At 56.4% G+C, this 23906-nt stretch carries 17 protein-coding genes; 12 read left to right on the top strand and 5 right to left on the bottom strand.

The features are described 5' to 3' along the window. The 4 genes from HWQ14_RS23345 to adhP all read left to right on the top strand — a co-directional run bounded on the left by HWQ14_RS23345 (position 1) and on the right by adhP (position 4047). Positions 1-189 carry a hypothetical protein gene (locus HWQ14_RS23345; RefSeq protein ID WP_245166467.1) on the top strand — a complete coding sequence of 63 codons (189 nt, stop codon included), beginning with the start codon at positions 1-3 and terminating at the stop codon, positions 187-189. Between the two features lie 34 nt (positions 190-223). Beyond that, positions 224-703, top strand: a complete 480-nt coding sequence (locus tag HWQ14_RS16055; protein ID WP_176610276.1) for an Hcp family type VI secretion system effector — start codon at positions 224-226, stop codon at positions 701-703. A gap of 407 nt (positions 704-1110) precedes the next feature. Next, positions 1111-2820 carry an ABC-F family ATP-binding cassette domain-containing protein gene (locus HWQ14_RS16050; RefSeq protein ID WP_176610275.1) on the top strand — a complete coding sequence of 570 codons (1710 nt, stop codon included), beginning with the start codon at positions 1111-1113 and terminating at the stop codon, positions 2818-2820. 216 nt (positions 2821-3036) lie between these two features. Continuing rightward, positions 3037-4047: an alcohol dehydrogenase AdhP gene (adhP, locus tag HWQ14_RS16045; protein WP_176610274.1), complete on the top strand. Its 1011-nt coding sequence runs from the start codon at positions 3037-3039 to the stop codon at positions 4045-4047. Between the two features lie 51 nt (positions 4048-4098). On the opposite strand, the gene araJ is transcribed toward adhP, so the two are convergent. From araJ to fdnG, 4 genes are all read right to left on the bottom strand, one after another. Then, a complete protein-coding gene (araJ, locus tag HWQ14_RS16040; RefSeq protein WP_176610273.1) occupies positions 4099-5274 on the bottom strand; it encodes an MFS transporter AraJ in 1176 nt (391 codons plus the stop codon). A 659-nt stretch (positions 5275-5933) separates the two neighbouring features. Beyond that, the gene (gene fdnI / locus HWQ14_RS16035; protein ID WP_176610272.1) at positions 5934-6590 is read right to left on the bottom strand and encodes a formate dehydrogenase-N subunit gamma; all 657 of its coding nucleotides are present in this window, start codon (positions 6588-6590) and stop codon (positions 5934-5936) included. Beyond that, on the bottom strand, positions 6583-7467 hold the full coding sequence (gene fdxH, locus HWQ14_RS16030; protein WP_148419801.1) for a formate dehydrogenase subunit beta: 885 nt from the start codon (positions 7465-7467) through the stop codon (positions 6583-6585). Before fdxH ends, fdnI begins: the two co-directional genes overlap by 8 nt. Positions 7468-7478: 11 nt before the next feature. Beyond that, positions 7479-10526 carry a formate dehydrogenase-N subunit alpha gene (gene fdnG, locus HWQ14_RS16025; protein WP_176610271.1) on the bottom strand — a complete coding sequence of 1016 codons (3048 nt, stop codon included), beginning with the start codon at positions 10524-10526 and terminating at the stop codon, positions 7479-7481. Between the two features lie 220 nt (positions 10527-10746). On the opposite strand from fdnG, the gene yddG reads away from it, so the two are divergent. After that, positions 10747-11625, top strand: coding sequence for an aromatic amino acid DMT transporter YddG (yddG, locus tag HWQ14_RS16020; RefSeq protein ID WP_176610270.1), 879 nt, complete (start codon positions 10747-10749; stop codon positions 11623-11625). Positions 11626-12251: 626 nt separating this feature from the next. Beyond that, positions 12252-13325, top strand: a complete 1074-nt coding sequence (gene ompC / locus HWQ14_RS16015; protein ID WP_176610269.1) for a porin OmpC — start codon at positions 12252-12254, stop codon at positions 13323-13325. 46 nt (positions 13326-13371) lie between these two features. Here ompC and HWQ14_RS16010 read toward each other — a convergent pair whose 3' ends face one another. After that, the gene (locus HWQ14_RS16010; RefSeq protein ID WP_176610268.1) at positions 13372-14859 is read right to left on the bottom strand and encodes an MFS transporter; all 1488 of its coding nucleotides are present in this window, start codon (positions 14857-14859) and stop codon (positions 13372-13374) included. Between the two features lie 116 nt (positions 14860-14975). Between HWQ14_RS16010 and HWQ14_RS16005 the strand changes: the two genes are divergently transcribed. The 6 genes from HWQ14_RS16005 (at position 14976) to narI (ending at position 23867) form a co-directional block, all read left to right on the top strand. Next, entirely contained in the window at positions 14976-15551 is a 576-nt protein-coding gene (locus HWQ14_RS16005; RefSeq protein ID WP_176610267.1) for a TetR family transcriptional regulator, read from the top strand. Positions 15552-15761: 210 nt separating this feature from the next. Further along, entirely contained in the window at positions 15762-17147 is a 1386-nt protein-coding gene (locus HWQ14_RS16000) for a NarK family nitrate/nitrite MFS transporter (protein WP_148419795.1), read from the top strand. Positions 17148-17213: 66 nt separating this feature from the next. Further along, the gene (locus tag HWQ14_RS15995) at positions 17214-20954 is read left to right on the top strand and encodes a nitrate reductase subunit alpha (protein WP_176610266.1); all 3741 of its coding nucleotides are present in this window, start codon (positions 17214-17216) and stop codon (positions 20952-20954) included. Then, positions 20951-22495 (top strand): nitrate reductase subunit beta, encoded by a 1545-nt coding sequence (narH, locus tag HWQ14_RS15990; protein ID WP_176610265.1) that lies wholly within the window; start codon positions 20951-20953, stop codon positions 22493-22495. The genes HWQ14_RS15995 and narH overlap by 4 nt, the downstream gene beginning before the upstream one ends. After that, positions 22495-23190 (top strand): nitrate reductase molybdenum cofactor assembly chaperone, encoded by a 696-nt coding sequence (gene narW / locus HWQ14_RS15985; RefSeq protein ID WP_176610264.1) that lies wholly within the window; start codon positions 22495-22497, stop codon positions 23188-23190. The genes narH and narW overlap by 1 nt, the downstream gene beginning before the upstream one ends. Further along, the gene (gene narI / locus HWQ14_RS15980; RefSeq protein ID WP_148419791.1) at positions 23187-23867 is read left to right on the top strand and encodes a respiratory nitrate reductase subunit gamma; all 681 of its coding nucleotides are present in this window, start codon (positions 23187-23189) and stop codon (positions 23865-23867) included. Before narW ends, narI begins: the two co-directional genes overlap by 4 nt. The last annotated feature ends 39 nt before the right edge of the window (positions 23868-23906 follow it).

Genomic DNA, 23906 nt, shown 5'->3' with positions numbered 1-23906 from the left:
ATGATGATTCTTATTAAACGGGTTTTCAGGCGGATATTCAGGTCATTGATATCGATGTACGGCCCTGCCTTATTGACACTTGCATTTGCAGTTGTATTTTTCCAATTTTTCCCAGATGGACCGATATGGCCTGTTCCCATATTCTGCATTTTCGTGATCGTTGTCTTTTATCGATATGTCAAATGGTAGCCATCAAAGGCTATCTTATTTATAAGGAAATATTATGTCTACACCCGCACACTTATGGCTTGAAGATGAAAATGGTTCGCCGATTGTTGGCAGTTGCCTTATGCCACTTCGACTGGGGTCTATCGAGTTAAAATCGTTCTCTCACGGCGTCACTATCCCAGTAGATCCAAGCTGGGGAAAACTGACAGGCACGCGTGTCCATCGCCCTATCACAATAGTGAAGGAGTTTGATCAAACAACACCACTTTTGTACCGCGCTGTCTGTGAAGGCCGAACCATGAAGAAGGCGACGATTAAAATGTACCGTATTCTGGAATCAGGCATTGAGGCAGAGTATTTCAATATCATTCTGGAAAACGTCAAGTTCACAACAGTTGCACCGTACCTGTCTCCAAAAGGTATAAGCAGTACTCACCTTGAAACGCTCGAACTGCGTTATGAAGCGATTACCTGGAAGTATACGGAAGGTAATATTATTTATCGTGACTCATGGAACGATCGTTGTTGTGCATGATGACGAAGGGGCGAAAATGAAAATGTATGATTGCCCATTAATGAAAGTGGTACTCCTTGTATTGAGTCAGATCCCACACTAGCCCTGTATTTTCTTATACGGAAAAGATAATCCTGGGCAGCAATGCTGCCCCTCTGCTTGGTATACACTTAAAAAAGTTGTATAGTGAAAGTTACCAACAAACTCATAACATATAAGGAGGCCAATTATGCTGTATTGTGAAATTTTTAATTTTTCACATACTCTTGGCGATCGCATCAGCTCAAGCGTTATCGGTATCGTGCTGCGATAACTTCTGCTTGAGCGAAGCCACCACCCCCTTAAATCCCTTCTCTCGGGCTTACTGAGTTATCGTCAGCGATGTTTGACGAGGCATAACCATGCCTGTAACTCTTGGGTAAGCAACAATGAGCACTTTACTCACTGCACATTCACTACGCGTTGATACAGCGTTTGGCACGCTCTTCGACTCTCTCTCCTTTACGCTGAAAAAAGGCGACCGCCTTGGTCTGCTGGGCGATAACGGCTGCGGCAAAAGCACGCTGCTCAAAGTTATCGACGGAACGCAACTTCCTGCGGCCGGAACGGTTTCTCTTGCGGGTCATTGTCTGATGGCGCGCGTGGAACAGCACCTGCCGGAGGCTGTTTATCCCCTGACCATGCTGGATGCTGTGCTGGCTCAGCTGCCGGCCGGCGAGCGCGACAGCCTGCGCTGGAAAGCGGAAACGCTGCTGGCAGGCATGGGCTTCACGCCGCAGGAAACGGCGCTGCAATCCGCTACGCTGAGCGGCGGCCAGCACACGCGTTTACTGCTGGCGCGAGCGCTGATTGGCGATCCGGATCTGCTGCTGCTGGACGAACCGAGCAACCACCTTGACCTGCCAACCCTGCTCTGGCTGGAGCAGTTTTTACAGAACTGGTCCGGCAGCTTTGTTCTTGTCTCACACGACCGGCAGCTGCTGGACGCGGTGACCAACGGCAGCTGGATCCTGCGCGATAAGACGCTGCACTACTTTGCCCTTCCCTGCACGGCGGCACGCAAGGCGCTGGATGCGAAGGATGAAAGCGACGCGCAGCGCCATAAGGCGGAGCAAAAGGAGATCGACCGCGTAACGGCCAGCGCGAAGCGGCTGGCGACCTGGGGCAAGGTCTACGACAACGAAGATCTCGCCCGTAAGGCGAAGCAGATGGAAAAACAGGTCGAACGGCTGAAGGATAATCAGACGGAACTGACGGAGGGCAGCCAGTGGACCTTAACCCTGCGCGGGGACGCGCTGCGGGCCGACCGCCTGCTTGAAATCACCAACCTCGGCGTGCCCCCTGCGCCGGGCCTGCCGGATCTGTTTACGATTGACAGCGCGCGGCTAAAAAGCGGCGACCGCGTTGCAGTTGTGGGTCGTAACGGCTGCGGTAAATCGTCGCTGATGAAGCTTATCTGGCGACATTTTCGTGACGATATCTCAGATGACGGGCTTAAGCGTCATCCGCGCGTCTCGCCCGGCTACTACGACCAGACGCTGCACCAGCTGCCGGACGATGCGGCGCTGCTTGATGCGCTGGAACCTTTCTCGCCCGATCCGCAGACCCGCAAAATGGCGCTTATCAGCGCCGGTTTCCCGTGGGCGCGTCACGGGCAGAAAGTCAGTACGCTGAGCGGTGGCGAGCGTTCGCGCCTGCTGTTTGTCGGCCTGACGCTTGCCCGCTATAGCCTGCTGATGCTGGATGAGCCAACAAACCATCTGGATATGGAAGGCAAAGACGCTCTGGCCGAAACCCTGCAACGGTTTGAAGGCGGCATTCTGCTGGTAAGCCACGACCGTCATCTGATTAGCCGAAGCTGTAACCGTTTCTGGCTGATTGAGGACGGCAGGCTGAGCGAATGGCACGACGCGGAGGCGGTGTTCGACCGGCTGCGTGAAGGCACTGAGCCGGTTGCACAAGCGGCGTCGACGGCCGCGTCCAGGGCGCAACCTTTTCAGCCTGACGATCTGCTCGAACGCCTGGTCGCGCTTGAAGCGCTGCTGGAAGAGGACCTGGCGCGAAAGCCAAAACATCAGAAGCCGCAGCTGCAGGCGCAGTGGCGAAAAGAGATTGAGGAGATAGAAGCCCGGCTGTAACTCAGTACCCGGCGGTCGTTACGCCGGGTCATTTTTACCCTTTTCCAGACGGCGTTTTCCCCTACCGATTATTAGAGGATCGCCGTATTCTTAATCTGAAATTGCACTAAATAATGACATTATGTTGCGGATGCCTTGCATTACAGCGCCAACGTATTAATCCTTAGGAGGTATTACACCTGCTATGCAGATACTCATCATGAAAAGGAGAAACACATGAAGGCTGCTGTTGTCACTCAGGATCATCAGGTTAACGTCACGGATAAAACCTTACGCTCGCTCAGGCACGGTGAAGCGCTGCTGAAAATGGAGTGCTGCGGGGTTTGTCACACCGATCTTCATGTTAAGAACGGCGATTTTGGCGACAAAACCGGGGTGATCCTCGGCCACGAAGGGATTGGTATCGTCAAAGAGATCGGCCCGGGCGTAACGTCGTTAAAAGTGGGCGACCGTGCGAGCGTGGCGTGGTTCTTCGAAGGCTGCGGTCACTGTGAATATTGTAATACCGGCAACGAAACCCTGTGCCGCGACGTGAAAAACGCGGGTTATTCCGTTGACGGCGGCATGGCTGAAGAGTGTATCGTTACCGCTGATTACGCCGTAAAAGTCCCGGACGGGCTGGACTCCGCGGCGGCGAGCAGCATTACCTGCGCCGGCGTGACCACCTACAAGGCGGTGAAGGTCTCTGAGATCAAACCCGGACAGTGGATTGCGATTTACGGACTGGGTGGCCTGGGCAACCTCGCGCTGCAGTACGCTAAAAACGTCTTTAATGCAAAAGTCATCGCAATCGATGTGAACGACGAACAGCTGAAGCTCGCCGCCAGCATGGGCGCAGATTTAACCGTGAACTCCCGCAGCGAAGATGCGGCAAAAGTGATTCAGGAGAAAACGGGCGGCGCACACGCAGCCGTGGTGACGGCAGTGGCGAAAGCGGCCTTCAACTCCGCCGTTGAGGCGGTGCGTGCAGGGGGCCGCGTGGTGGCCGTTGGCCTGCCGCCGGAAGCGATGAGCCTGAATATTCCCCGTCTGGTACTGGACGGCATTCAGGTGGTGGGATCATTGGTGGGTACCCGTCAGGATCTGCTCGAAGCCTTCCAGTTTGCGGCGGAAGGCAAGGTCGTGCCGAAGGTCACGATGCGTCCGCTTGAAGATATCAACGCCATCTTCAAAGAGATGGAACAGGGCCAAATCCGTGGCCGCATGGTAATTGATTTACGCTCGTAAATCAGGGTTGGTCTCCCCACCCTAGGGTGAGGGGATCTCAACTGAGTAAAATCAGGCCAGCGCCCGGGCGTTGGCCTGGCGCTTTTTGGCACATAAATGTCCATACAATAGCAGCGAGGTCATCGCCGAGAAAGACAAGATCGCGGCCGGAAGCGTGACGTAGCTCCAGCTGAAGCCGAGAACGATCGTCATTCCGCCAAAATATGCGCCAATTGCACTGCCGAGATTAAACGCCATCTGCCCGCCTGCCGCCCCCAGCATCTCGCCACCTTTCGCATTTTGCAGCAGCAGAATTTGCAGCGGCGCAGAGAGCGCAAACAGCCCGGCGCAGCAGACGAATCCCATCACCAGCGAAGCGGTTTTCAGTTCGCCAAAAGCGAACAGCGCTAGCAGCGACGCCACAATCACCAGGTCGGTGGTGGCCGCAATGCGCAAGGGGCTAAAGCGCGCGGATAATTTTCCGCTGAGCATATTACCCAGCACCATGCCCAGCCCCATCAGCATCATGATCGCGGTCATTACCCCCTCAGAGAAGCCTGACACGTTGACCATAAACGGCTTTACGAAGCTAAACCAGGCAAACACGCCGGCGTTGCCGAACATCGTGGCGGCAAAAATGAGCCACGGCTCCGGTTTCTTCAGGAAGCGAAATTGTTCCGTCAGCCGGGTGGCTGATGTGTCGCGTATATCTGGCACCCACAGCAGGACCGACAGGATCACCAGCGCGTCAAACACCGCAATTAAAAAGAAGGTGTAACGCCAGCTAAACTCGTGCCCAAGCCAGGTTCCCAGCGGTACGCCCAGCAGATTGGCTACGGTCATCCCGGCAATCATCCCGGCGACGGCAACCGTCACCTTTCCCGGCGGTGCGATCTTCGACAGGACGATCGCCCCCACGCCGAAAATCGCGCCATGAGGGAAGCCAGAGATTAACCGCCCCGCCGCCAGCCCGACATAGGACGTTGAGAAAGTAAACAGAGCATTACCGACGACGCACATCGCCATCAGAAACAGCAGCGTTGTTTTAAGGGAGAATTTGCCGGAGAACAGCGCCACAATCGGCGCGCCGATGACTACGCCAAAGGCGTAAAACGAAATCATATTCCCGGCGGAGGGAATAGAAATTCCCGTGTCATGCGCAAGCTCTGTCAGCACGCCCATGATGCCAAATTCAGCCATCCCCAGGCCAAAGGTGCCAAGCGCCAACGAAAAAATTGTCTTTTTCATACTACAGCCACGTTTGAAAAATATGCAGGGTGCATTATTGATTAAACTTGTATGGTGAGCCAGCTCAAACCAGCTTTCTGACACATTAATCCATTTATTCAGGTCGATTACACCCAGGCCACGGCCTCGATTCCGCGACCGGATACGGGCCGTTCCGCAGAGGGTAGCTCCGCTTTCTCGAACGATTTCACAGAGTACATATAAAGGACGGCATGCAGATAAGGTTGAATTATCGAAACGCAGAGCTGACAAAATAAATCGAAAATCTTCCTTCAGGCATCTTGCAGATCGAGGCTAATTATACTGGAAGGCGGCTCGCATAATTTATATTACCAGGGGAAACGGTATTGTTTTTTATTGCCTTCGGCCGATAATGGCCGCACCAACCAATGGGGAATAAAATGAAACAAACACCAGAGTACGGTTCATCAAGAAGTATGACACCAACTAAGCCCCTGAGACATTCGGCGCCAGACAGGACGGCAAAACGCCAGGTATCGGAAGCGGATCGTGCATTTATTCGAATAATGAATGAGCTTGTAGAAAAGTGCGGAACAATAACTGATGATGAGTTTTTCAGGGTGCTTTAATGCTGGGACAATTCAATGTTCAGGCCCGCGCAAGCGCAGCGCCGCCGGACAAAGCCGACGGCGCAAGGCTTACTTCAACCCTTCCGAACTCTCTTTTTGCGCTTCAAGACGCTCAACGTCCCGATACCAGCGAGGATGGTGTTTCTGCGCCCAGCGGCGGCTCACCTTCCCTTCAATCATGCCCTTAATCGACCCTTTCACCCAGAATGCCATATACATATGGATCAGGATGGCGTGGATCAGAATAATGGCCGACGTTGCGTGGATCAGCAGCGCGTAGCGCACTACCTGAATCGGGAAGTAGTGGGCGAAATACGGTCGCCAGATGATGACCCCGGTTACCAGCAGCACAAAAATCATGCTCATGATGGTCCAGAACATCATTTTCTGCCCGGCGTTATATTTGCCTACCTTCGCGACTTTATGCTCGTTGCCTTTCAGAACTTCAACGATGCCTTTCACCCACGGAATATCCTGCTTATCCGGGATATTGTGATGGACGAAACGCACGAACATAAACATCAGCACCACGAAAATCAGCACGCCGAAGAACGGGTGAAGAATACGCCCCATCTGCGGTGTCCCGAAGGTTTCCGTCAGCCACTGCAGCGTCGGGAAGAAGAACGAGATGCCGGAGACCGCCACCAGGAAGAAGCAGATGACCACCGTCCAGTGACAGGCGCGATCGACAAATTTGGTGCGCACTATCATTTTCGACTTACTCATGATGCTCCTCCTCGTCGTCATCCACCTCTTTATTCGGCCCAATACCGATATAGTGATAAATCAGCCCGGCAAAGGTGGCGATAAAGCCCGCCGCCGAGAGCGGCTTAAGCGCCCCTTTCCACAGGTTGATGGAGGTATCGATGGCCGGGTCCTTCGGCAGGTTGTGATACAGCTCCGGCTGGTCATTGTGATGCAGGACATACATCACGTGGGTTCCGCCCACGCCCTGCGGGTTGTAAATACCCGCCTTGTCATAGCCGCGCGCTTTCAGCTTGTCCACCCGCTGCTGCGCCACCTCGAGCATCTCTTTTTTGGTGCCGAAGTGGATCGCGCCGGTTGGACAGGTCTTGACACAGGCAGGCTCCTGACCCACGCTAACGCGGTCCACGCACAGCGTGCATTTGTATACCCGGTTATCCTCTTTATTGAGGCGCGGGATATTAAACGGACAGCCCGCAATGCAGTACCCGCAGCCGATGCAGTTATCCTGCTGGAAGTCGACGATCCCGTTAGCATACTGAATAATTGCACCCGCCGACGGACATGCCTTCAGGCAGCCCGGATCTTCACAGTGCATGCAGCCGTCTTTACGGATGAGCCACTCCAGCTTGCCGTTCTGTTCGGTTTCGCTAAAGCGCATCACCGTCCAGGATTTGGCGCTCAGATCCGCCGGGTTATCGTAAACCCCAACGCAGTGCCCCACCTCGTCGCGAATATCGTTCCACTCCGAGCAGGCCACCTGACAGGCCTTACAGCCCACGCAGGATGAGACATCGATAAGCTTGGCGACTTCAGCCTTGTAATCCCGCGCGCGAGGCGCGGGGGTTATCGGGTTGGTCGCGGAGCGTTTAATAATGTCTTGTGTTTCCATCGCCATTTAATCGCTCCTTACGCTTTCTCGATGTTGACCAGAAACGCTTTGTACTCCGGCGTTTGCGAGTTGGAATCGCCGACGTTTGGCGTCAGGGTATTGGCGATATAGCCTTTCTGCGCCACGCCCTCAAAGCCCCAGTGCAGCGGAATACCGACCGTTTCCACCTGCTGACCGTGAACGCTCAGGGACTGCAAACGACGGGTAACCACCGCGACGGCACGAATAAAGCCGCGCTTGCTGCTCACCTTCACGCGATCGCCATTGGCGATCCCTTTCGCTTTCGCCAGCGTTTCGCTGATCTCCACGAACTGTTCCGGCTGCGCGATGGCGTTGAGCCGCGCGTGCTTGGTCCAGGTGTGGAAATGCTCGGTCAGGCGGTAGGTCGTTCCGACATACGGGAACTTGTCCTTTTTGCCCAGGCGCAGCACGTCGTCTTCATAGATGCGCACCACCGGACTCGACACCACGTTCGGGTGCAGCGGGTTGGTGCCGAGCGGCGTTTCCATCGGCTCGTAGTGTTCCGGGAACGGCCCTTCCGCCAGCTTGTCGATGGCGAACAGGCGTCCCAGCCCTTCCGGCTGCATGATAAACGGCCCGGTGTTGCTGCCCGGTGCGGCGGTGTTGAAGTCCGGGATATCGTTCCCCGTCCACTTCGTGCCGTTCCACTCGATCAGCATGCGCTTCGGATCCCACGGCTTGCCGTTCACGTCTGCGGATGCACGGTTGTACAGAACGCGACGGTTCAGCGGCCACGCCCATGCCCAGCCCAGCGTGTTGCCCAGGCCTGACGGATCGGCGTTATCGCGATTCGCCATCTGGTTACCCTGCTCCGTCCAGCTGCCGGTGTAGATCCAGCAGGAAGAGGCGGTGGTACCGTCGTCACGCAGCAGCGCAAAGCTGTTCAGCAGTTGGCCTTTCTTCGCCACCAGGTTGCCGCTGGCGTCGTACAGATCCGCCAGCGCCACGCCGTTATTCTCTTTGGCCACCTCTTCGGACTCGGGACGATCCGGCTGCTTATAGTTCCAGCTCATCTTCAGCAGCGGTTCAGCGCCTTTACCGCCTTCGGTGCGGTACAGCTCGCGCAGGCGATGGTAAATGCCGGCCAGAATTTCACCGTCATTACGCGCCTCGCCCGGCGCATCCTGGCCTTTCCAGTGCCACTGAAGCCAGCGGCCAGAGTTAGCGATGGAGCCATCTTCTTCCGCAAAGCAGGTGGACGGCAGGCGGAACACTTCGGTCTGAATCGCTGCCGGATCGACATCGTTTGATTCACCGTGGTTCTGCCAGAAGGTTGACGTTTCGGTGACCAGCGGATCGATAACCACCATGTACTTCAGCTTGCTCAGGCTGCGGACGACTTTGTTTTTATCCGGGAATGAGGCAACCGGGTTAAAGCCCTGGCAGATATAGCCGGTGACGTCGCCCTTATCCATCATGTTGAAATACTTGATGACGTCGTATGCCTGGTCCCATTTTGGCAACCAGTCGAAGCCCCAGTCATTCTCTTTCTGCGCCGCGTCGCCGTAGAAAGATTTCATCAGGCTCACGGCAAACTTCGGATAGTTGCTCCAGTAGTTCACCTGGTCCGGTCGCGTTGCTTTTGGCGTGTTGGCGTCAAGCCAGCTTTGCCAGTCGCTCTGCTTTTCGGACGGCAGCGTCAGGTAGCCTGGCAGGCTGGTGGACAGCAGGCCGAGGTCGGTTAAGCCCTGAATGTTGGAGTGGCCGCGCAACGCGTTCACGCCGCCGCCGGCCATCCCCATGTTGCCGAGCAGCAGCTGGATCATTGCCATGGTGCGGATGTTCTGCGCGCCGACGGTGTGCTGCGTCCAGCCCAGCGCGTACAGGAACGTGGTGGTTCTGTCGGCGGCACTGGTGGAGGCCAGAACTTCACACACTTTCAGGAAGTCCGCTTTTGGCGTACCGCAGATATTCTCTACCACGTCCGGCGTATAGCGGGAAACGTGCTGTTTCAGCAGATTCCACACGCAGCGCGGATCGGTCAGGGTATCGTCCCGTTTCGCGTAGCCGTTTTCGTCGAACTGATAGTTCCAGGAAGATTTATCGTACTGACGCTTCTCTGCGTCATAGCCGCTGAACAGGCCATCTTCAAAGGCAAAATCTTCCCGCACCAGCAGGCCGGCGTTGGTGTAATGCTTAACGTATTCCGCGTTAATTTTGTTGTTTTCGATCAGGTACAACAGCACGCCGGAGAGGAACGTAATGTCCGTACCGGAGCGGATCGGCGCATAAATATCGGCCACCGATGCCGTACGCGTAAAGCGCGGATCGACGACGATCAGCGTCGCATCGTTGTTGTTTTTCGCTTCCATCGCCCAGCGGAATCCCACCGGATGGGCTTCTGCGGCGTTACCGCCCATCACCACCACGACGTTTGCGTTTTTGATATCAACCCAGTGGTTGGTCATCGCACCGCGACCAAATGTTGGAGCAAGACTTGCTACCGTTGGTCCGTGTCAGACGCGCGCCTGGTTATCAACCGCCAGCATGCCGAGGGAGCGCACAAATTTTTGCGTCAGCATGCCGGTTTCATTACTCGCCGCAGACGCGCACAGCATCCCGGTGGAGGTCCAGCGGTTAACCGTGACGCCCTGCTCGTTCTTTTCAATAAAGTTGGCGTCCCGGTCCGCTTTCATCAGTTTTGCGATACGGGAGAATGCGTCGTCCCAGGAGATGCGCTGCCACTTGTCGGAACCCGGCGCACGATACTCGGGATAGCGCAGGCGGTTTTCACTGTGAACGTAGTCCAGCAGCCCCGCCCCTTTCGGGCAAAGCGCCCCGCGGCTCACCGGATGATCCGGATCCCCTTCAATATGATAAATCGCTTCTTTGGCGTTCTTCGCGCCATCACCCAGGCTATACATCAATAGCCCACAACCCACGGAGCAGTATGTGCAGGTGTTACGGATCTCTTTCGCACGCAGCAGTTTATAGTTGCGTGCCTGAGCCAGCGCCATTTTGGGAGCGAATCCCAGCATAGCGGCTGTTGTTCCGGCCATACCGCCCGCGCAGATTTTAAAAAATTGTCTGCGGCTGACGTCCATTGCTGTCCTCGTTATCTGATAAGACTTCGCGCCGCAAACTAACAGCAAAGCCCCTGTTTTTTTTGCGTCAAATCAAGGTCGTCAAAGTTCGCCCCCTTAATAGTCACCGCCGGTACGTTTTTTTAACCCTTATGGGTTAACCGGGTCTGAGAAAATTCGCCAGAAGAAGCGGATAGATGCTATAAGTTTTCCCTTTGATTTTTATGGGACTGGCTGGGTAATGGACAGAAAAAGAGCAACGCTGATTGGTCTGGCGGCCATACTGCTGTGGAGCACGATGGTAGGACTTATCCGCAGCGTAAGTGAGGGGCTCGGCCCGGTGGGCGGCGCGGCGATGATCTACACCGTCAGCGGATTACTGTGCCTGGTGACGATGGGCTTTCCGGATCTGCGGCGTTTTTCCACGCGCTATCTCATTGCGGGCAGCGTCCTGTTTGTCAGCTATGAGATGTGCCTTGCCCTGTCGCTGGGCTATGCCGCGACGCGCTCGCAGGCCATTGAGGTGGGCATGGTCAACTACCTCTGGCCGAGCCTGACGATCGTGTTCGCCATTCTGTTCAACGGGCAAAAATCCAGCCTGTGGGTGGTGCCTGGGCTTCTCGTCTCGCTGTTGGGCGTGTGCTGGGTTTTAGGCGGCGAAAGCGGCCTGCACGTGGATGACATTATGCGCAACGTCGTCTCCAGCCCGCTAAGCTACGGGCTGGCGTTTGCAGGCGCCTTTATCTGGGCCGCCTACTGCACCGTCACCAGCAAGTACGCGAAGGGGCAAAACGGCATCACCCTTTTCGTCCTGCTGACCGCCTTAAGCCTGTGGGTCAAATATGCCTTAAGCGATCAGCCTGACATGGCATTCAGCGTACCGGTGGTGGTGAAGCTGTTAATGTGCGGCGTTGCGCTCGGCTTCGGCTATGCGGCCTGGAATATAGGCATTCTTCACGGGAACGTGACGATGCTTGCGGCAGTATCTTATTTTACGCCGGTACTTTCCGCCGCGCTCGCGGCTATTTTGCTCAGCTCTCCCCTTTCATTCGCGTTCTGGCAGGGCGCACTGCTGGTTTGCGCCGGTTCACTGCTGTGCTGGTACGCCACACGTAAATAACCCTGCACGCTTTTGCCGGGTACGCGCGTTGCCCGGCAGAAAATTAACAATAATTTAAAATGTGATCACACATCGGAATATTATTCATAACATTAGAGCGCACAGGACATTCTGTTTATAGTGCTAAAACTTAACCGTATTCTGGCACTAAATTGACATAAACTGACAACGCGAGAAATTAATGCAGCCTTAATATTTGCACCCTAAATAGCACAAGGTGCAATAGTTTATTTCTGGGTGTTTTTGATAAAAATTAAGCAACCACATAAGCAAATCCTCATAACCATCTGTTTCTACGTTAGAAAAGCTTCAGAGATATTTATTTCCGCTCGCCTATTGAACTCGCTGACGTAAAAAACATAAACGCTCAAAAACTATTTGGGTGCATATTATCCTGATTGGTTAATAATCGCTTTATGTATATTTATTCATCGAATCAGGCGGTTCGACGGCAATTTTTCAGATCATGATCACACTAATTGAAATTATCTTTAATATTTTGAAACTTATTATTGAAACCAGACTACGGAATTTCAAAAATAGTCTGCCATTGACGATCTGCCTCGTTTAAAAATCGTCCAGTTGGCTTAGGAAACACCTAAATAAAATTATAAGGATTATTTAAGATGAAACTTAAATTAGTTGCAGTGGCAGTCACTTCCATGTTGGCAGCAGGCGTTGTTAACGCAGCTGAAGTTTTTAACAAAGACGGTAACAAACTGGACCTGTACGGCAAAGTTACGGGTCTGCACTATTTCTCTGATGATACGGATAACGACGGCGACAAAACTTACGTTCGTCTGGGTTTCAAAGGTGAAACGCAGATTAACGACCAGATGACCGGTTACGGCCAGTGGGAATATGAGTTCAAGGGCAACCGCTCTGAAGATCAGGGTTCCGACGGCAACAAAACCCGTCTGGCATTTGCTGGCCTGAAATTCAATGAATTTGGTTCTTTCGACTACGGTCGTAACTACGGCGTTGCTTACGACATCGGCGCATGGACTGACGTTCTGCCAGAATTCGGTGGCGATACCTGGACTCAGGCCGATGGCTTCATGACCAGCCGTACTACCGGCGTTGCCACCTACCGTAACACCGACTTCTTCGGTCTGGTTGACGGCCTGAACGTTGCTGCCCAGTACCAGGGTAAAAACGACCGTAAAGACATCACCGAATCTAACGGTGACGGCTGGGGTCTGTCCTCTACCTATGAGTTCGACGGTTTCGCGGCGGGCGCAACTTACGCAAAATCTGACCGTACCGACCGTCAGGTTAATGCTGCAAGCGACCTGAACGCAGGCGGTGAAAATGCGGAAGTCTGGGCTGCCGGCCTGAAGTACGATGCGAACAACATCTACCTGGCAACCACCTACTCTGAAACCCGCAACATGACCGCGTTCGGTAACGGCCACATCGCCAACAAAGCGCAGAACTTCGAAGTTGTTGCTCAGTATCAGTTCGACTTCGGCCTGCGTCCGTCCATCGCTTACCTGAAATCCAAAGGTAAAGACATCGGCTCCTACGGCGACCAGGACCTGGTTGAATACGTTGACGTTGGCGCGAGCTACTACTTCAACAAAAACATGTCTACCTACGTTGATTACAAAATCAACCTGCTCGACGACAGCAAGTTCACCAGTGATGCAAAAATTGCAACCGACAACGTCGTGGCTGTAGGTCTGACCTACCAGTTCTAAGATGCGTTAGTGCAGAAAGGCCAGCCCTCGCGGCTGGCCTTTTATATTACTGCTGCGGCGCTTTCGCCAGGCTAAACCAGATCCCCACCGCCAGAACCAGCAGCATGCCTCCCGCACTGCCTAACGCCACGCTGTGCGAGGTGATAAACGCGGATTTCGCCGCCGACATCACCGACTCGGCCAGTGCAGGCGTCAGTTCCTGCGCGACGCTCATCGCTTCACCGATCGACGACGACGCTTTCTCGCTAAGGGACGCGTTCAGCCCCTGCGGCAGCGCAATCGACGCCGAGAAGCTGCGGGTCAGCAGCAGTCCGAAAATGGCAATTCCCAGCCCCGCGCCCAGCTCATAGGACATGGTTTCGATCGCCCCTGCGGCAGCGGCCTTCTCTTTCGGCGCCGCGGCCATGATCGCAGAGGTGGATGCCAGCAGCGCGCTGGCGGCACTGAAGCCCAGCAGCACCATCAGGCTCCACGCCTGCCACTGCTGCGTGCTGAAGTCGAGCATCGACAGGCCGATAAAGCTGACCGCACTGAGCCCCATGCCCCCGGCCGCGACGATGCGCAGCCCCAGGCGACCGACCAGCACCCCGGCGATAGGCCCGCTAAATCCACTCGCCACCATCACCGGCAGCATAAACATCCCCGCTTCGAACGGCGTAAACCCATGAACGAACTGCAGCTCCTGCGCCATCAGCAGCTCAAAGCCCACCAGCGCGATCATGGCGGTCATCGCCATCACCACGCCGCTTAAAATAATGCGGTGGCAAAACAGGCGCATGTCGATCATCGGCACGCGCGCCCGCAGCTGAATGCGGACGAAGATAAACAGCATCACCGCCCCGGTGAGTAAGGTACCGAGCACCAGCCACGGAGACAGCACGCCTTTAAGCGCGGTTTTGGCGCTATACACCAGCAGCAAAATGGCCACAATCAGCATGATGGCGTGGCTGATATTGAGCGGCTGTTCAGGCCGTCCCTGCTGAGCTGGCACGAACCGCGCAGCGAGCGAGACCACGACCAGCACGATCGGCACGTTGATCAGGAATACCGATCCCCAGTAAAAATGCTCCAGCAGTATCCCGCCAATCAGCGGGCCAAACGCCGCCCCGCCCGAGCCGACGGCGGCCCAGACGCCAAGAGCGATATTACGGTGCCGCGCGTCGATAAACAGCGTGCGGATCCCGGCAAGCGTGGCCGGAATGATCATCGCCGCGCCAATAGCCAGCGACGCGCGGGCAGCAATCAGCCAGCCTGCAGACGGTGCAAAGGCCGCCGCCAGAGACGACAGGCCAAACAGCGTGCTGCCGATCATCAGCAGGCGCTTGAAGCCTATGCGATCCCCCAGCGCGCCCATCGGCAGCACCATTCCCGCCATGACCAGCGAATAAATATCAATAATCCACAGCAATTCATTGCCGCTGGCCCCCAGCGTCATGCTCAATGTCGGTGCGGCCACGTGCAGCACCGTCGCGTCAATCGCCACCGGGATATACACCAGCACGATAATCACCAACGCTAACCACTGACGAAACATAAATTTCCTTATCAGATAAAAACTGGACACATGTCCAGATTGCGATCCTACGTAAAGTTGAACACTTGTCCAGCTTTTTGTTACACTCGTTTCGTTCCCATTGAGAGTGAGAAATTATGCGTTATCTGAGCAAGGACGAGCGTCGGGAAGAGATCTTACAGGCCGCGATGCGCGTGGCGCTGACCGAAGGGCTGGCCGCGATGACCGTTCGCCGCATCGCCACCGAAGCGGGCGTAGCCACCGGGCAGGTTCATCACCATTTTGCTTCGGCTGGCGAGCTAAAATCGCTGGCGTTTGTCCGCCTGATCCGCGATTTACTGGATGCTGAAGTGGTGGGTGAAAATGCCAGCTGGCGGGAGCGGCTGCATGCCATGCTCGGCAGCGATGATGGCGGTTTTGAGCCCTACATTCGCCTGTGGCGTGAGGCGCAAATTCTTGCCAGTCGGGATGATGACGTCAAAGGCGCTTACGTGCTGACCATGGAAATGTGGCATCAGGAGACGGTCGCGATTATTCGTGCCGGCGCGCAGGCTAATGCCTTTATCCTTAATGACCTGCCTGAAAATATTGCATGGCGATTAATCGGCCTGGTATGCGGGCTGGACGGAATTTACGTCTTAAATATGCCCGAGATAGACGACGCGGCATTTAATAAGCATCTGGATAAACTGATCTCCCTCGAATTGTTTTAATACTCCCATTGGGGTATTAATCCCCTCCAAAAGTTACAATTAGTAACACATAATGCGAACCCTGATTCCCTTTCCAAACTCAGGGATTCGCTTTTTTATCTATCCTTTCAGATGTATCCCATAACATCCAATAATTTTCACAAGCAGCCAACAGGCATCCTTCTGTTTTTACTTGTTTTTTCTCTCCATTTGGTTAAGCAAGAGGGCGATATGTCACATCAAAGTGAGAAGAGTAATCAACATTTGTTGAGTAACTGGAAACCGGAAAACGCGCAATTTTGGGAGAATAAAGGGAAACATATCGCTCGAAGAAATCTTTGGATTTCTGTGGCTTGTTTGCTGCTGGCGTTTTGCGTGTGGATGTTATTTAGCGCCATTGCGGTAAATCTTAATAAAGTCGGATTTAATTTCAGCACCGACCAGCTTTTTATGCTAACGGCGCTACCTTCTCTCTCCGGCGCAATATTGCGTGTCCCCTACTCTTTTATGGTGCCGATATTTGGCGGGCGGTACTGGACCGTGTTAAGTACCGTTATCCTCGTCGTGCCCTGCGTCTGGCTGGGGATCGCCATTCAAAACACCGCTACCCCATACTGGGTCTTTATCATCATTGCGCTGCTGTGCGGTTTTGCCGGTGCTAACTTCGCTTCCAGCATGGGTAATATCAGCTTCTTCTTCCCGAAGGCCAGGCAGGGCAGCGCGCTGGGCATTAACGGCGGGCTGGGCAATCTGGGCGTCAGCGTGATGCAGCTGGTCGCGCCGCTGGTGATTTTCCTGCCGATGTTCACCTTCCTCGGCGTGCACGGCGTACCGCAGGAGGACGGCTCGACAATGTGGCTGGCTAACGCGGCCTGGATCTGGGCGCCGCTGCTGATTCTGGCCACGCTTGCCGCCTTCTTCGGCATGAACGATATCGCCAGCTCGAAAGCGTCTATTGCCAGCCAGCTTCCGGTGCTTAAGCGTTTTCACCTCTGGCTGCTGAGCCTGCTTTATCTCGCCACCTTCGGCTCGTTCATCGGTTTCTCGGCGGGCTTTGCCATGCTGTCGAAGACCCAGTTCCCGGACGTAAATATCCTGCACCTCGCCTTCTTCGGCCCGCTGATTGGTGCCCTGGCGCGTTCTGCGGGTGGGATGATCTCGGACAAACTGGGCGGCGTACGGGTGACGCTTTTCAACTTTGTCTTTATGGCCGTCTTTAGCGCCCTGATTTTCCTGACGCTTCCCGGCTCGGGTTCAGGCAGCTTTATCGCGTTCTATCTGGTCTTTATGGGTCTGTTCCTTACCGCCGGTCTCGGCAGCGGGTCGACCTTCCAGATGATCGCGATTATTTTCCGCCAAATCACCATCGACCGGGTGAAAAAGCAGGGCGGCACCGACGAGCAGGCGCAGCATGAGGCGGTGACCGAAACCGCCGCCGCGCTGGGCTTTATCTCTGCCATCGGTGCGGTCGGCGGCTTCTTTATTCCTAAAGCCTTTGGCACGTCGCTGGCGATGACCGGCTCGCCGGTGGGCGCCATGAAGGTATTCCTCGTGTTTTACATCGTCTGCGTGTTCGTCACCTGGCTGGTGTATGGCCGAAAATCCTCACAAAAATAATAACTATATCTTCGCCGGAGCGTGCGCCACGCCCTCCGGCAATGCTATCGAAGCAGGAGAAATGTCATGAGCAAACTGTTGGACCGCTTCCGTTACTTCAAAACAAAAGGCGACAGTTTCGCCGATGGGCACGGGCAGGTGTATCACACCAACCGCGACTGGGAGGACAGCTACCGTCAGCGCTGGCAGTTCGACAAAATTGTGCGCTCCACCCACGGCGTTAACTGTACCGGCTCCTGTAGCTGGAAAATCTACGTTAAAAACGGCCTGGTGACCTGGGAAACCCAGCAGACCGACTATCCGCGTACCCGCCCTGACCTGCCTAACCATGAGCCGCGCGGCTGCCCGCGTGGCGCGAGCTACTCGTGGTATCTGTACAGCGCCAACCGTCTTAAATACCCGCTGGTGCGCCGCAGGCTGATTGAACTCTGGCGCGAGGCGCTGGCACAGCATAGCGATCCGGTGCTGGCCTGGGATGCCATCCAGAACGATCCGCAAAAGGCGCAGAGCTACAGGCAGGCGCGTGGACGCGGGGGGTTTATCCGCTCGAACTGGAAAGAGCTGAACCAGCTGATCGCCGCCGCCAACGTCTGGACCATCAAGCACTATGGCCCGGACCGCGTGGCCGGCTTCTCGCCTATCCCGGCGATGTCGATGGTCTCTTACGCCGCCGGCACGCGCTACCTCTCCCTGATCGGCGGCACCTGCCTCAGCTTCTACGACTGGTACTGTGACCTGCCGCCCGCGTCGCCGATGACCTGGGGCGAACAGACCGACGTGCCGGAATCCGCCGACTGGTATAACTCAAGCTACATCATCGCCTGGGGCTCAAATGTGCCGCAGACGCGTACCCCGGATGCCCACTTCTTCACCGAGGTGCGTTACAAAGGCACCAAGACCGTCGCCATCACCCCGGACTTCTCGGAGGTGGCAAAGCTGAGCGACCAGTGGCTGGCACCAAAACAGGGTACCGACAGCGCGCTCGCCATGGCGATGGGCCATGTGATCCTCAAAGAGTTCCACCTCGATAACCCAAGCGACTACTTTCTCAACTACTGCCGCCGCTATACCGATATGCCAATGCTGGTGCTGCTCGACGAGCAGGCAGACGGTCGCGTGGTGCCGGGCCGCATGCTGCGCGCGTCGGATCTGGCCGAGGGGCTGGGAGAAGCCAACAATCCGGAGTGGAAAACCGTTGCCTTTGACGTCGCCGGGAATCTGGTGGTGCCGAACGGCTCCATTGGCTTCCGCTGGGGCGAAAAAGGCAAATGGAACCTGGAATCGCTTGCCGCGGGTCAGGAAACCGAACTGACCCTTTCGCTGCTCATCACCCACGACAGCGTGGCCGACGTCGCCTTCCCGTACTTTGGCGGCAACGAGAACCCGCATTTCCGCAGCGTGAAGCAGGAACCGGTGCTGACGCGCCGCGTGCCGAGTAAAACCCTCACGCTCGCCGACGGCAGCGAGAAACGCGTGGTCAGCGTTTACGATCTGGTGCTGGCGAACTACGGCCTCGATCGCGGTCTCGAAGACGGCAACGCGGCAACGAGCTACGCCGAGGTTAAAGCCTACACTCCAGCCTGGGGCGAGCAAATCACCGGCGTACCCGCGTACCTCATCGAAAAAATCGCCCGCGAGTTTGCCGACACCGCGCATAAAACCCACGGCCGTTCGATGATCATCCTCGGTGCCGGTGTGAACCACTGGTACCACATGGACATGAACTACCGCGGGATGATCAACATGCTGGTCTTCTGCGGCTGCGTCGGGCAGAGCGGCGGCGGCTGGTCGCACTATGTCGGGCAGGAAAAGCTGCGCCCGCAAACCGGCTGGCTGCCGCTGGCCTTCGCGCTGGACTGGAACCGCCCGCCGCGCCAGATGAACAGCACCTCGTACTTTTATAATCACGCCAGCCAGTGGCGCTATGAGAAGCTGACCGCCCAGGAGCTGCTCTCACCGCTGGCGGACGCGTCGAAATTTACCGGCCACCTGATTGATTTTAACGTTCGCGCCGAGCGCATGGGCTGGCTGCCGTCCGCGCCTCAGCTCAACCTTAACCCGCTGCACGTGAAGGCGCGCGCCGACGCCGCCGGGATGTCGCCGCAGGATTACACCGTTCAGGCGTTAAAATCGGGCGATATCCGCTTCGCCTGCGAACAGCCCGACAACGGCAAGAACCACCCGCGCAACCTGTTCGTCTGGCGCTCTAACCTGCTCGGCTCGTCCGGTAAAGGCCATGAGTACATGCTGAAATATCTGCTCGGCACCGAAAGCGGTATTCAGGGTGAAGATTTAGGCTCAACGGACGACGTGAAGCCTGAGGAAGTGGAGTGGCAGACCGCCGCCATCGAGGGCAAGCTCGACCTGCTGGTGACGCTCGATTTCCGCATGTCCAGCACCTGCCTGTTCTCCGACATCGTGCTGCCGACCGCCACCTGGTATGAAAAAGACGACATGAACACCTCGGACATGCATCCGTTTATTCATCCGCTTTCCGCCGCCGTTGATCCGGCGTGGGAGTCCCGCAGCGACTGGGAGATCTACAAGGGCATCGCCAAAGTCTTCTCCGAGGTCTGCGTCGGCCACCTGGGGACCGAAACCGACGTGGTGCTACAGCCGCTACAGCACGACTCGCCGGGGGAACTGTCGCAGCCGTTCGATATTCTCGACTGGCGCAAAGGCGAATGCGATTTGATCCCCGGCAAAACCGCGCCAACCATTGCGGTCGTCGAGCGCAACTACCCGGAAACCTACGAGCGCTTTACGGCGCTTGGGCCGCTGCTGGACAAGCTCGGCAACGGCGGGAAAGGCATTTCCTGGAACACCCAGAAGGAGGTCGATTTCCTCGGCAAGCTCAATTACGTCAAGCTCGACGGCCCGGCGAAAGGCCGTCCGCGCATTGAAACCGCCATTGACGCTTCTGAGGTGATCCTCGCCCTCGCGCCGGAAACCAACGGTCAGGTAGCGGTAAAAGCGTGGGAAGCGCTGGGCGAAATGACCGGGCGCGATCACACCCATCTTGCGCTGAACAAGGAAGACGAGAAAATTCGCTTCCGCGACATCCAGGCGCAGCCGCGTAAAATTATCTCCAGCCCGACGTGGTCCGGCCTTGAGAGCGAGCACGTGTCGTATAACGCGGGCTATACCAACGTTCACGAGCTGATCCCGTGGCGCACGATTTCGGGCCGCCAGCAGCTGTATCAGGATCACGCCTGGATGCGCGCCTTCGGGGAGAGCCTGGTGGCCTATCGTCCGCCGATTGACACCCGCAGCGTCACCCATATGCGCGAGATCCCGCCGAACGGCTTCCCGGAAAAAGCGCTGAACTTCCTTACGCCGCACCAGAAATGGGGCATTCACTCCACCTACAGCGAAAACCTGCTGATGCAGACCCTGTCGCGCGGAGGGCCAATCGTCTGGATCAGCGAAACCGATGCCCGCGAGCTGGGCATTGAAGACAACGACTGGATCGAAGCCTTCAACGCCAACGGCGCCCTCACCGCCCGCGCGGTGGTCAGCCAGCGCGTGCCGCCGGGTATGACCATGATGTACCACGCCCAGGAGCGCATTCTGAACATTCCGGGCTCGGAAGTGACCGGACGGCGCGGCGGGATCCACAACTCGGTAACCCGCGTCTGCCCGAAACCGACCCACATGATTGGCGGCTACGCGCAGCTGGCGTACGGCTTCAACTATTACGGCACCGTCGGCTCGAACCGCGACGAGTTCATCATGATCCGCAAAATGAAAAACATTAACTGGCTGGACGGCGAAGGTCGGGATCAGGTACAGGAGGCGAAAAAATGAAAATACGCTCACAGGTTGGCATGGTACTGAATCTCGATAAATGCATCGGCTGCCACACCTGCTCGGTCACCTGCAAGAACGTCTGGACCGGGCGCGAAGGGATGGAATATGCGTGGTTTAACAACGTGGAGACCAAACCGGGCATCGGTTATCCCAAAAACTGGGAAGATCAGGAGGAGTGGCAAGGCGGCTGGATCCGCGGCATTCACGGCAAGCTGACGCCGCGCCTCGGCGGCAAAATGGGGGTGCTGTCGAAAATATTTTCTAACCCGGTCCTGCCGCAGATTGATGATTATTATGAACCTTTTACCTTTGATTATCAGGATCTGCACCGCGCGCCGGAGGGGGATCACCTCCCTACCGCCCGCCCCCGCTCGCTGATTGACGGCAAGCGGATGGACAAGATCGTCTGGGGACCAAACTGGGAGGAGCTGCTGGGCGGCGAGTTCGAAAAACGCGCCCGCGACCGCAACTTCCAGAAGATCCAGAAAGAGATGTACGGCCAGTTCGAAAACACCTTCATGATGTACCTGCCGCGCCTGTGCGAGCACTGCCTGAACCCAAGCTGCGTCGCCACCTGCCCGAGCGGTGCGATATACAAGCGCGAAGAGGACGGCATTGTGCTGATTGACCAGGACAAATGCCGCGGCTGGCGTCTGTGCATCAGCGGCTGCCCGTACAAGAAAATCTACTTCAACTGGAAAAGCGGCAAGTCAGAAAAATGCATCTTCTGCTATCCGCGCATCGAGTCCGGCCAGCCGACCGTCTGCTCGGAAACCTGCGTCGGGCGCATCCGCTATCTCGGCGTGCTTTTGTATGACGCTGACCGTATAGAAGAAGCGGCCAGCACCGAGCATGAAACCGATCTGTACGAGCGCCAGTGCGACGTGTTCCTCAACCCGAACGATCCGGCGGTGATTGAAGAAGCGCTGAAGCAGGGCATTCCGCAAAACGTAATCGACGCCGCCCAGCGATCTCCGGTCTACAAGATGGCGATGGACTGGAAGCTCGCCCTGCCGCTGCACCCGGAATACCGCACCCTGCCGATGGTCTGGTACGTGCCGCCGCTGTCGGCGATTCAGTCTTACGCGGACGCGGGCGGCCTGCCGCAGAGTGACGGCGTCCTGCCTGCGGTTGAAAGCCTGCGCATTCCGGTGCAGTACCTGGCGAACATGCTCAGCGCCGGCGATACCGGCCCGGTGCTGCGCGCCCTGAAGCGCATGATGGCGATGCGCCACTACAAGCGCTCCCAGACCGTGGAAGGCGTGACCGATACCCGCGCCATCGAAGAGGTGGGCCTGACCGAAGCGCAGGTCGAGGAGATGTACCGCTATCTGGCCATTGCCAATTACGAAGACCGCTTCGTGATCCCGACCAGCCACCGTGAGATGGCGCGCGACGCCTTCCCGGAGAAAAACGGCTGCGGCTTCACCTTTGGCGACGGCTGCCACGGCTCCGACACCAAATTTAACCTCTTCAACAGCAGCCGCATCGACGCGATCAACATCACCGAGGTGCGCGAACATGGGGAGGGAGAGTAATGCAGATCCTCAAAATCATCGCGCTGCTGATTGAGTATCCCGATGAGCTGCTGTGGGAAAACCGCGAAGAAGCGCTATCCCTGATAGCGCAGGACGCGCCCATGCTGCTGCCGTTTGCGCAGCAGCACCTGAGCGCCCCGCTGCTGGATAAGCAGGCCGAGTGGTGTGAAGTGTTTGAACGCGGCCGCGCGACCTCGCTGCTGCTGTTCGAGCATGTTCACGCCGAATCCCGCGATCGCGGTCAGGCAATGGTCGATCTCATGGGGCAGTATGAGAAAGCCGGGCTGGAGCTGGACTGCCGTGAGCTGCCGGACTACCTGCCCCTCTACCTGGAGTATCTCAGCCTGGTCAGCGACGACGAGGCGCGTGAAGGGCTGCAAAACGTCGCGCCGATCCTGGCGCTGATTGGTGGGCGCCTCAAGCAGCGCGACGTCGCGCATTACCAGCTGTTTGACGCCCTGCTGGCGCTGGCGGGAACGCGACTTTCCAGCGACAGCGTGGCAAAACAGGTGTCCGGTGAAAAACGGGATGATACCCGTCAGGCGCTGGACGCCGTGTGGGAAGAGGAACAGGTGAAGTTTATCGAAGACAACGCGACATCGTGCGACAGCTCGCCGATGCAGCAATATCAACGACGCTTTAGCCAAGACGTTGCGCCGCAGTACGTAGACGTCAGCGCCGGAGGCCCAAAATGACACATTACCTGAACGTGTTTTTCTACGACATTTATCCGTACATCTGCGCCACCGTGTTTTTCCTCGGCAGTTGGCTGCGCTACGACTACGGGCAATACACATGGCGCGCCTCATCGAGCCAGATGCTCAGCAAGCGCGGAATGAACTGGGCCTCAAACCTGTTTCACGTCGGGATTCTGGGGATCTTTTTCGGGCACCTGTTCGGCATGTTAACCCCGCACTGGATGTACGCCTGGTTTTTACCGATCGCCGTTAAGCAGCAGCTGGCGATGGTGCTCGGTGGCGTTTGCGGAATATTGACGCTGGTAGGCGGCGCGATGCTGCTCTATCGACGACTGTTTAACCAGCGGGTGCGCGCCACCTCGACCACGCCGGATATCATTATTATGAGCATCCTGCTGTTCCAGTGCATCCTTGGCCTGAGCACGATCCCCTTCTCTGCCCGCTACCCGGACGGCAGCGAGATGATGAAGCTGGTTGGCTGGGCGCAGGGTATCGTCACCTTCCGCGGCGGCTCTTCGGAGATGCTGAACGGGGTGGACTTTATCTTCCGCGTTCACCTGGTGCTGGGAATGACGATCTTCCTGCTCTTCCCGTTCACCCGTCTGGTACACGTGTGGAGCGCGCCGTTTGAGTATTTTACCCGCCGGTATCAGGTGGTGAGATCGCGCCGCTGAGTGCTTCGGCTGGCGAGATAAAAGCAGAACGGCAACCCT

Source organism: Enterobacter cloacae (assembly GCF_013375935.1).
GTDB classification, from domain to species: Bacteria; Pseudomonadota; Gammaproteobacteria; order Enterobacterales; family Enterobacteriaceae; genus Enterobacter; species Enterobacter pasteurii.
Note: the sequence above shows the minus strand (reverse complement) of the source record. Positions and strands in the feature narration are given on the sequence as shown.